Annotated in this window: 7 protein-coding genes and 1 tRNA gene; 6 read left to right on the top strand and 2 right to left on the bottom strand. The window is 51.6% G+C overall.

Translation table 11 applies throughout. The features are described from left to right. Positions 1 to 501: 501 nt before the first annotated feature. The gene (locus HWQ67_RS06845) at positions 502 to 1968 is read right to left on the bottom strand and encodes a B12-binding domain-containing radical SAM protein (RefSeq protein ID WP_218251934.1); all 1467 of its coding nucleotides are present in this window, start codon (positions 1966 to 1968) and stop codon (positions 502 to 504) included. Positions 1969 to 2420: 452 nt separating this feature from the next. Here HWQ67_RS06845 and HWQ67_RS06840 point away from each other — a divergent pair, with 452 nt between their 5' ends. From HWQ67_RS06840 to HWQ67_RS20185, 6 genes are all read left to right on the top strand, one after another. Then, positions 2421 to 3953: a DHA2 family efflux MFS transporter permease subunit gene (locus HWQ67_RS06840; protein ID WP_218251933.1), complete on the top strand. Its 1533-nt coding sequence runs from the start codon at positions 2421 to 2423 to the stop codon at positions 3951 to 3953. 103 nt (positions 3954 to 4056) lie between these two features. After that, positions 4057 to 4129: transfer RNA gene (locus tag HWQ67_RS06835), tRNA-Cys, on the top strand. A 71-nt stretch (positions 4130 to 4200) separates the two neighbouring features. After that, positions 4201 to 4743: a nitrous oxide reductase accessory protein NosL gene (locus HWQ67_RS06830; protein WP_218251932.1), complete on the top strand. Its 543-nt coding sequence runs from the start codon at positions 4201 to 4203 to the stop codon at positions 4741 to 4743. A gap of 343 nt (positions 4744 to 5086) precedes the next feature. After that, positions 5087 to 5302 carry a DUF2283 domain-containing protein gene (locus HWQ67_RS06825; protein WP_218251931.1) on the top strand — a complete coding sequence of 72 codons (216 nt, stop codon included), beginning with the start codon at positions 5087 to 5089 and terminating at the stop codon, positions 5300 to 5302. A 5-nt stretch (positions 5303 to 5307) separates the two neighbouring features. Then, on the top strand, positions 5308 to 7059 hold the full coding sequence (locus tag HWQ67_RS06820) for a tetratricopeptide repeat protein (RefSeq protein ID WP_218251930.1): 1752 nt from the start codon (positions 5308 to 5310) through the stop codon (positions 7057 to 7059). 22 nt (positions 7060 to 7081) lie between these two features. Beyond that, positions 7082 to 8866, top strand: a complete 1785-nt coding sequence (locus HWQ67_RS20185) for a tetratricopeptide repeat protein (RefSeq protein ID WP_218251929.1) — start codon at positions 7082 to 7084, stop codon at positions 8864 to 8866. A 289-nt stretch (positions 8867 to 9155) separates the two neighbouring features. Here HWQ67_RS20185 and HWQ67_RS06810 read toward each other — a convergent pair whose 3' ends face one another. Then, positions 9156 to 10562 carry a sigma-54-dependent transcriptional regulator gene (locus tag HWQ67_RS06810; RefSeq protein WP_218251928.1) on the bottom strand — a complete coding sequence of 469 codons (1407 nt, stop codon included), beginning with the start codon at positions 10560 to 10562 and terminating at the stop codon, positions 9156 to 9158. Positions 10563 to 10963 lie beyond the last annotated feature (401 nt).

Below are 10963 nucleotides of genomic sequence, written 5' to 3'. Positions count from 1 at the left end.
AAATTTGGATATGTAAGGAATAAGACATAGAATCATCGCAAAAAAAACTGTCATGGACGGTGAGGGGGAGTTTTGTGTCTTAACTCAATAAGATTTTCACGGTAAAGTACTGGCAGTGGTAGTATTGGGATAAACGACAATAGAGGTTAAATTATCCGCACATGTTGCAGTAAACGACCCTCCAACCGCTGTACTACCAACCGTCCAAGCTGCTCCATGAGACGTCTGAGAGATGGTGCAATCACCAAAGGCACTTCCAGATACAAATACTAAAAACAACACAAAACTAAAACACCTAAATTTCATTTTATCACCTCAAATAAACATTTCATACGATTTTCATTTTTACAATCATGATATAGGATAGCACATCTTTGGTATAATTATGTCAATGCCGCCAACAATGCAGAGTATAGAGCCTACGGTATAAGTTATAAAAGATTCGATGGGGATATTCCCTTCTCCTGCCCTCTCTCTTATCTTTTGCTTCTCAGACAACCGTTACACATCTGAGCCCCTCATGAGGTGCCGTATGAACGTCTTTGCGGACTTGAGGTTTCTCTGCAACTCATGAGCACTCCCCAAAGACTGCCACAACTTGTAGGCAATATAACGAGGGCGCAGGTAGAACTGCCTCCTGGCATGATCGCAGAAGCGGACAAGCTGTTCCGAAGACAGTGCGTGTGTCCTGATAACCGTGTTGTGTAACCCCGAGGGGGTCAGCCACGCAGAGAAGTCCTGACTTTGCAACAATCCCTCCTGCTTGTACCAGTTGTATGCTACAGTTGCCGGGTAGACCATCACGGGATAAAACTGCACGGTGTCGGGGTTTAGCGACTTGGCAAGGGCCAGGGTCTCTTGCATCGTGGCGGTGGTCTCTGCGGGCAGTCCTACCATGAAGCATCCGTGGACCAATATCCCGGCCCTGCGGGCGTCTCGCATAAAGCGATGCATGACCTCTATGCTGACCCGCTTTTTCATACCGTCAAGGAGCAGTTGACTGCCGCTTTCAAACCCCACACACAATGCCCTGCATCCGGCGGCCTTCATTGCCGCCATCGTGTCATAGGTGAGATCGGCGCGTGCGTTGGCGCTCCAGGATATCCTCAGACCCTCTTTGATTATCGTTTCAGAGAGCATCCTGCAACGGTTTGCATTTACGGTGAAGGTGTCGTCCTCAAAGAATATTGCCTTTGCCTCCGGAAAGGCCTCAACGATATAGTGCATTTCGGCAATGACGTTGTCGATGCTGCGAGTTCTGACCCTGTGTCCCATCATCGTCTGTGGATACAGGCAAAAGATGCACTCAAAAGGGCATCCTCGGCTGGTCGTTATTGTAACCATGGGGTAGAGGGCGTTGGGGTTGAAGTAATTGCGGGGATTAAGGAATCGCCTGTACATGGGACTGACAAATGGCAGGTCATCGAGGTTGTCTATCAACGGTCGTCTTCCGGTATCTGTAAAGCAGCCATCACGTTCACCATCCTGGCCGACATCCCTCAGCACAAGCCCCTTGACCTCCGCCGGAGACGTTCCCTGGCTCAGTGCTACGGCAAGCTCCCTCAGCGTGTAGTCGTACTCGCCGACGGCTACGGCATCAACGGCCCTCTGTAGCATGAGCGATTCCCGTGCAAGTGCGGATACATGCGTACCAACCATCACGATGAAGCTATCGGGCAGCGCCTCCTTGAGAGGGGCACACATGGCAGCGTCGTTGTATATGCTCGGTGTGCTGGTATCAACGACTATCAGGCGTGGGGCAAATGCACGCAATCTGCCTGTAACACCGCCGATGCTGATGTCGTCGGCGGGGGCATCGATGAGGTCTATATCAAATCCCGCCCCGGCAACTGTTGCTGCGGCATAGGATAACCACATGGGATAGTACAGCGTGGCGCTCTTGGTAACGGCAGGACTGCGCTGGCTACGCGAAAAACGCCTCAGAAAAGGCGGGTTGAGAAACGTCACCCGGAAGTCCCCGCTCAAGCAAGCCCCCTCATGAGCGCCCGTGGCTGCCAGACAAATCCGCTACCACTGCCTTTTGATTTTGTGATATCAAGCCCATTGTGATTTAATCTAACATTAGTTTTTCACCGTTGTCAAAAATATCCCATGCGATTGTCCTGAGTTAAGCGTAAGAGAAAAAAAAGGGGCGGCTCCGCTTCTTTGTCGCTCCAGGTCGCACCTGGCCCCTTCAGAACCCTCCGCAAGGGGGCCAGCCCCCTTGACCCCATTAAACAACAATATACCTCTTTGGATGCAACTTGGTATGATATGTTGACAAAGAGGACAGGGGTTTGATATAAACAAAGTATGGAGTTTATATATGCCATTGTGACAATCATTAAACAATGTGACCATGCTCCAAAAATAACCGGCCTGATGTATGCGTATAGTGGCTTAAGGGGTGTACTGCTGCCTTGAATAAGTGGATTGTTGCCATAAGCGTCATGCTGCCAACGCTGATTGAGATAATCGACACCTCTGTTGTCAACGTCTCACTTGAGCACATACGGGGCAGTCTGTCGGCGGGGATTGATGAGGCTACATGGGCTATTACGGCCTACCTTGTCTCAAACGCCATCATTATACCGTTGACGGGGTGGTTGAGCAGGATGCTGGGCAGGAAGTTCTATCTGATACTGTCCATATCGGTTTTTACGGTCAGTTCGTTCCTGTGTGGTTCGGCATGGAACCTGCAAAGCCTGGTTATCTTCCGAATCATCCAGGGCATCGGTGGTGGGGCGCTTCAGCCACTGTCGCAGGCCATCTTGCTTGAGGCCTTCCCGCACAACCAGCATGGAACGGCTATGGCGCTCTTTGGCGTGGGGGTGATGTTTGGCCCCATTGTTGGTCCGATGTTGGGTGGATGGATCACGGATAATTGGGCATGGCAGTGGATATTCTTCATCAACATCCCCATCGGAATACTCTCCATAATAATGTGCATGGTCTGCATCACGGACCCACCATACATGCAGAGGACCCGGATGAGTATCGATTACCTTGGGCTGGCACTGCTTGTCGTGGGACTTGCATCGATGCAGATTGTCCTTGAAAAGGGGCAGGGAGAGGACTGGTTCGCTTCCGGTTACATATTCTGGTTGACGGTGGTTTCGGTTGTATCCATAATCATGTTTGTCGTCGTGGAGTATTTCGCAGAATCACCAATCATCAACTTAAAGGTGTTCAGCAACGTCTCTTTTACCACCGGCAATGTGGTCATGTTTTTTGCATTTTTTAATCTCTTTGCCAGCATTGTCCTGTTGCCCATATATCTGCAAAGCATCATGGGATACACGGCAACAATGGCCGGCAAAGTGCTGGGACTTGGGGGCATTGCAACACTGCTTACCATGCCCGTTGTGGGCGTGTTGGTCAACAAGATCAATCCCAGGTGGCCTATGGCGGCAGGCATTTTGATCGCCGCCGCCTCGACGTATCTGCTGTCGCAACTAAACCTGTATGTTGACTTCAAAACGGTGTTTTTGCCACGGGTGCTGTTGGGGGTTGGGATGGGACTGTTGTTTATACCACTTACGACGATGACAATGTCGGGCATAAGACGCGAGGACATGGGAAACGCCACGGGGATATACAACCTGCTTAGAAACGTAGGAGGTAGCGTTGGTGTGGCATTTGTGATGACGATGGTCTCGCGCCACTCACAGAGTCATCAACTTCAACTTGTTGAGCACCTCAGCCCCTTTGACAGAGGCTATCAGATGGCCGCTTCATACATCGCCGGAATGTTGAAATTCCAGGGATACAGCGATTATGCCTCTGCACACACGACAGACGGGATCATCTATGGACAGGCCATCAAACAGGCCGCCGTCCTTGCATTTAACGACGCCGCTTATGTGATATTTGTGGTCATGCTGTGTGTCCTGCCCCTGGTGTTCATTATTAAAAAAGATAAGGCACCAACACCCCAGGAGCTACATCAATAAGATACATAGTGTAACGTCCGGTTTTGGTTTGTCGCATAAAAATAAAAATAATGAACTTGAAAAAAGCCCTCCGTGTATGTTATACTTTTTAAGTACGATATACGGCGGCGTACCCAAGTGGCTAAGGGAGAGGTCTGCAAAACCTTTATGCGCCGGTTCGAATCCGGCCGCCGCCTTTTCTAAGGTTTGTGATAGTGGCAACGTTAAACGAAATAAAGAGGGTTATACATACACGTAGGGACGGCTTGTGGCATCCGTTCGGCTTTTAAAGGTATCCTACTCAAAGAAGCGCTTCCCGTTTTTCTTTCTGCTAAGGTTGCTTGTGGTAGTGTGCATGTTGCTTGTGGGGTGTTCGAAGGCTACGGAGACAAAGCCGGGGCCTGTGCCCCTGACACGGGAGCACTTTTGCAGTGTGTGTCGAATGATCCTGCTGGATTTCCCCGGGGCAAAGGGACAGATCATCTACACAAACGGTCGGTATGACCTGTTCTGTGGTACGGTGGATTTGTTTACGTTCTACCTCCAGCCCGACAGTCCCAAGGGCATAGCGGTCATTTACGTAAACGACATGGGCAAGGAGGACTGGCTGCGTCCCTCCGGTCACTGGATCGACGCAAAGAGCGCCTTCTACGCCTACGGTGGCCAAAGGAAGGGGGCAATGGGTGACCCGCTCGTCCCATTCTCAGACCGCCAGGATGCAGAAAAACACGTGAAAGAACACGGCGGGAAAATCCTCGGCTTCGGAGACCTGACAATAGAACTCCTCAATCCCGTCAGCCATCATCGCTAAGGAAGAAGGGCTTTGCCCTCCCTCAGACCCACCCACAAGAGGACCTGTCCCTCTGACCCCGTAAAAAAGCCACATATTTTGTACTTAATTCGGTCTAAATCTGCTATTGACGGTTTACCGTGAAAATACATTTTCATGTGCGGGAGTGAATATGTTCCCCATTCATGAGGGTTTACCTTGAAATATAAAGAAAATACCATAAAAAATATCTTGCATAATGAATCTATCTTAGCTTACACTATGTCAGTCAGTGATATGAGAGAAAGATGGATATAAGAGAATATGCAGAAGGATTTGCGATAACAGCATACCCGACAAACAAAATGAAAGATGGTGAGGAGATATGGATAAAGTGACCGTTTATTACCACAAGGAACTCGATACCATGGACATATGGTTCGGCGCCCCTAACGACGAATATATATGCGATGAGGCTGGTGAAGGGGTTATCTTCAAGAAAAACAGAGACTGCACGATCATAGGCATAGAAAAGTTATATGTGAGCAAGACCGCTGGTCTGACAGGTAAACCGGTTCCATTGAAACTGATAGTTGCTTAATCGTTATGGCTATCCACAAAGACGACACTAAGCCAATTGTGCTGACCCTGCTGCTGTTGACGCTTGTCGTGTACTACAGGGTTGGGTTCAACGACTTCATCAACTGCGACGACCCGCAGTATGTCACGGATAACCCGATGGTGAACACCGGCCTTAGCGTGGATGGGGTACTATGGGCGTTTCGGTCTACGTTCTTTGTCAACTGGCATCCGCTGACATGGCTTTCGCACATGCTCGACGTATCGGTCTTCAGACTCAACCCCGGAGGACACCACCTCACAAACCTCATCATCCACATGATAAACACCGTCCTTGTGTTCTACGTGCTGTTGCGGATGACGGCAAAGAGGTGGCAGAGTGCCTTTGTCGCTGCCATGTTTGCAGTCCACCCGCTGACTGTCGAGTCGGTGGCGTGGGTGTCGGAGCGTAAGAATGTCCTCTGCACGATGTTCTGGCTGCTGACGATGCTTTCCTACCACAACTATGCGCGTCAGGATGATGCACCCTCTGCGGGAATAAGACTGCGAAAATACCTGCTTGTCATGCTGCTGTTTGCACTGGCGCTCATGGCCAAGCCGATGGCTGTTACGTTGCCGTTTGTCCTGATCCTGATGGACGTGTGGCCGTTAAAGCGGTTCACATACCCGAGGATCGCAGAGAAGATACCGTTATTTGTCCTCTCCGGGGTGTCCAGTATGATAACCTACGTGGTGCAGAGGGAGGCACACGCCGTACAACCGTTGAGTATGCTGCCACTGGCAAACCGAATCTTTACGGCTACGGTCAACTACGTGCAGTACCTGTACATGATGATAAATCCCACCAAACTGGCCATATTCTACCCCTATCCCTACGACATGCCGCTGTGGAAACCGTCTGCCGCCTTTGTGCTCCTGCTGGCAATCACCATCTACGCACTGGTGTCAGGCCCCCGGAGGCCATACCTCATCATTGGCTGGCTGTGGTACGTGGGCACCATGGTGCCGGTTATCAAGCTGGTGCAGACAGGGCGCGAGGCCATCGCAGACAGATATACCTACGTTCCGCTTATCGGGATATATATAATCATGGCATGGGCTGGCGCCGAACTCCTGCAAAACAACCGGTTCAAGAAACCCGTCCTGGCAACAGTCGCCGCCGTGCTGATCGTGTTCTACGGCAGCCTGACGTGGGCGTACACCGGCCACTGGAAGAACTCCCTGACGCTCTTTAAGCACGCCATCGACGCCGTAGAAAACAACTACCAGGCCTACAACAACTACGGCAACGCCCTGATCGACGATGACAGATTAGACGAGTCCATCGGGTACTTTGCCAGGGGGATCGAGCTAAAGCCCGATAGCGCCGAACTGCGTGGCAGCATGGGGGATGCCCTCACCAGACAGGGCAAGTTTGAAGAGGCCATGATACACTATGTGCGGAGTCAACCCCTGATGTTCTTTGACGGTGAGGCGCTGTTACGCAAGCGATTCGGGTTGATCTACCTGAAACGAAAAAACTACAGGGATGCCGTTATATACCTCAACAAGTCCCTGGATATTCACCCCAGGGATACGGAGGTGTTAAACAACCTGGGCATTGCCCTTATGGGGCTTGACAGGGTGAATGAGGCCGTTGATGCCTTTACACGAGCCGTTGACATAGCCCCTCAGAGCGCCTCCATGCACAAGAACCTGGCCTACGCACTCAGAAAGGCCGGCAGGAACGAGGAGGCACAGGCACACATGCTCCAGGCACAGCGTCTTGGCGGTGAGTAGTTCCGGGGGAAAACCACAGGTGGTGCCGACCACTGAAGAAGTCAAGACCCGTTATCTGAACCTGCTAATCGTCCTCTGCCTGATAACCCTGACCATGTGTGCCTACTGGCCACTGAGCGACAACGGCCTTGTGAGCTACGATGACGAAAAATACCTCACCGAAAGCGTCTACGTCAAAAGCGGCCTGACAACCGAGGGGATGACGTGGGCACTTACGACCTTCTATCTCTCCAACTGGCATCCGTTGACCTGGTTGTCCTACATGCTCGACACCGAACTCTACGGCGGGGTCAACCCCCAGGGCATACACATGACCAATCTGATGCTGCACGTGGTAAATACGATTGTGTTGTTTTACCTGTTCATGTACATCCTCCGTGGCGCAGTGACACGTCCTGTTGTAGTGGCGGGTGTGGTAGCCGTTCTGTTTGCCGTGCATCCGTTAAACGTGGAGTCGGTGGCCTGGGCATCGGAGCGCAAGAGCGTGTTGTCTACGCTGTTTTGGCTGCTGACGATGCTCGCCTACTTTCGCTACGTTGAGCATCCTTCGTGGAAACGCTATGTGATGATTAAGGTCTTCCTTATCCTGGGTCTGATGTCCAAGCCGATGCTTGTGACGCTGCCCGCCGTGCTGTTGCTGGCGGACTACTGGCCGTTGCGGCGATTTGACGGGGAACATTTTGGGCAGCGTCTGTGGCGCTTGTCGCTGGAGAAGGCACCGTTGTTTGCACTGTCCCTGATTAGCTCCGCTGTCACGATCATTGCACAGAGCAGGGCCGAGACCATTGTCCCGTTGTCGGTGACATCGTTGTGGTTTCGTCTGTTGAGTGCGGTGCAATCGTATGCCTCCTACGTTGAAAAGACGCTGTGGCCTGCGAAACTGGCGGCCTTTTATCCCTACGTGGAGTTATCGTTGTCATGGGAACTTGTGGTGCGGCTGGCGCTCTTTGTTGGTGTGGGCGTTGTGGTAGTGATGCTAAGGCACAGGAGGCCGTATCTCCTGATTGGATGGTTGTGGTATCTTGTGACGTTGTTGCCGGTGATCCAGATAGTCCAGGTCAGCATTGCCCCGATAGCCGATCGGTACGCATACGTGCCCACAATTGGCATATTTGTGATGGTTGCCGCCCTGGCAGATGGCGTTTCGTCGTGGTCGTTGTCGCGCAGCGTCGGGGCAGTTTTGGCCGGCGTGGTTGTCATCGGCTCGTTGTCGGTTCTGACCCACAGGCAGGTGCAGCACTGGCACGACTCGGGGGCGTTGTTTAAGCACGCACTGGAGGTAACAACAAACAATTACGTCGCACACAACAACTACGGCACGCATCTCTTAAAAACCGGCAGGATCGATGAGGCCATTGAACAGTTTTCGATGGGTCTGAAGATTGTCCCCGATTACCCGCTTTTGAACTTCAACATGTGGAGCACCCTTCTGTCGCAAGGCAGGTACGAGGAGGCCGCAAAGTACTTTCTCAAGGCGACCCCGTTTCTGACCAAGGGTGGTAATCCATACTTTTACAAGATGCTTGCCCTGTCCTTTATGCGCCAGAAAAACTACGCCGAGGCCATCAAGTATGCCCAAAAGGCCCTGGTAAGTAATCCCCGTGATGTTGACGCCCTGCAGTACGTAGCCCTGTCCCTCGTGTCAGAGGGCAAGTACGAAGAGGCGTTGGTTTACTTTTCGCAGGGCATCGGGGTTGATCCCGGCAATTGGCAGTTGCATTACAACAATGGCCTTGCCCTGAAGAGGTTGGGGCGGCACAGAGAAGCCAGTGAGTCCTTCGCTGAGGCGGAGAGGAAGAAGAAATAAAGGGGCAACTCCACATTCTGGTAGCAACTCCATTGAAACGTGGTCACATTGACCGAGCACGTTGACATTTGGTGGATTATAGCAGATTTCGATTGGGTTAAATACAAAATACGTGGCATTTTTACGGGGTCAAGGGGACTGGTCCCCTTGCGGGGGGTTCTGAAGGGGCCAGGTGCGACCTGGAGCGGGAAAGAAGCGGCTCCGCCCCTTTCTTTCTTTGTATCACATACAATCGAAACGCACTATATACACAATCTTTCAATTGTATAGGTGAACTATTACGATGTAATCATGTTTTCTTGACGTCTTCAGGGTTTAGTGCGAACTCCTTGATCTTTTGCTGGAGACGTTGACGGCTTATGTCCAGTAGTCTGGCGGCCATTGATATGTTGCCATTGCAGTGATTGAGAGCCGAAGTCAGGAGCGACTTTTCGTATTCGTACAGGGCAGTTTTCAGGGGCTTTTGTGGTAGTTTTGGAGGCACCTGCAGAGTCACCCCCCTGGTGATGGAAGCGGGCAGGTGCGCGGGGGTTATTTGGCTGCCATGCGTGAAAGTGACGGCGTATTCGAGTGCGTTTTCCAGTTCCCTGATGTTTCCGGGGTAGTCGTACTGCATCAACACCTCTATGGTTTCCGGGGCGATGTCCGTTACCTCTTTGGCGGTCAACCCTGAGGCGTATTTCTTCATAAAGTGATACGCCAACAGCGGGACGTCCTGGCGCCTCTGCCTCAGTGGCGGGATTTCTATCGTGATGACATTGAGACGGTAAAAGAGGTCTTTTCTGAAGACGCCTTCGGCGATGGCCTTTTCCAGGTTGCGATTTGAGGCCGATACTATCCGCGCATTCATCCTGGAGGCAGAGGCGTGACCGACCTTGTAGTACTCCCCCTCCTGGAGCACCCGCAGGAGTTTGGCCTGAAACTCCGTCGTGGTTTCACCGATTTCGTCCAGAAACAATGTTCCGCCGGAGGCCATTTCGATAAACCCCGTCTTGTCCTTGATCGCTCCGGTAAAGGCGCCCTTGACATGCCCAAACAACTCCGACTCTATGAGTTCCCTGGAAAACGCCGCACAATTTACGGCAACAAAGCGATTGTCGCGCCGCTGTGAGTTAAAGTGTATGGCCCTGGCTACCAGCTCCTTGCCCGTGCCCGATTCGCCGGTAATCAGCACGGTACTGTCACCCTGAGCAGTCTGCCGGATTATCTTAAAGACCTCCTGCATCCGCGGACTGCGCCCCACCATGCTCTCAAACGATACCGGGGCATCCGGCAACGATAACGAAAAGGAGTCCTGTAGTTGTTGGCGCAGGAGGTCTACCTGTTGCGTGAGCGCTATCTTTTCCATAACACGCTTAAGCGTGATCCGGACTTTTTCGATTGACAGGGGTTTGGTCAGATAATCATAGGCGCCGCTCTTTATGGCCTCCACCGCCGTCTCTATGGTGGCGTAACCGGTGATGACGACGATCTCCGCCACCGGCAGTCGCTTCCTCGCAAAGGCTACAACCTCCAGACCGTTGATATCGGGCAACTTGAGGTCTGTGAATATGACGTCATAGTTGTTTTCGCCTATGAGGGCGATGGCCTGTGTGCCCGTGTGTGTGATGCTGACGTTGTGGGCGTCCTTGTCAAAGAGCATTTGCAGGGAACGGCAGAGACCAAGATCGTCATCAACTAATATTATATCTGCCATCGCTGCCTTCTTTTCCGCTCCAGGGGGTGAGGCACCCCTGCCATAAAAGGGGGTGAGGCACCCCTGCCATAAAAGTTGAACATGGCCCCCTCAGCTCCTCCACCAGTGCCCGTGACCACGTATTTCTCAATCCTGAATCTATATTCTTGTCCATATCCTATGATTATACTACAAATCGGCAACACCATAATAGTTCAACTTGCAGGGATAGGGCATTTGACCGGACGGAAAAAAATTTCCTGTAAATATTTCTGTGATGAAATAGTCACAATATTGAAGCCAATGGTAAGGTTGGTAGCACCACAATAAACCGTGGATGCCAGGATTTAAGCCACTTTTATATCTTCGTAGTATGGCGTTGTTGTTGTGCTTAATCAATATGACCACGCCGGACTGGAGTG

Origin of the sequence: Candidatus Magnetobacterium casense (assembly GCF_019173545.1) — a bacterium.
GTDB lineage: Bacteria > Nitrospirota > Thermodesulfovibrionia > Thermodesulfovibrionales > Magnetobacteriaceae > Magnetobacterium > Magnetobacterium cryptolimnobacter.
Note: the sequence above shows the minus strand (reverse complement) of the source record. Positions and strands in the feature narration are given on the sequence as shown.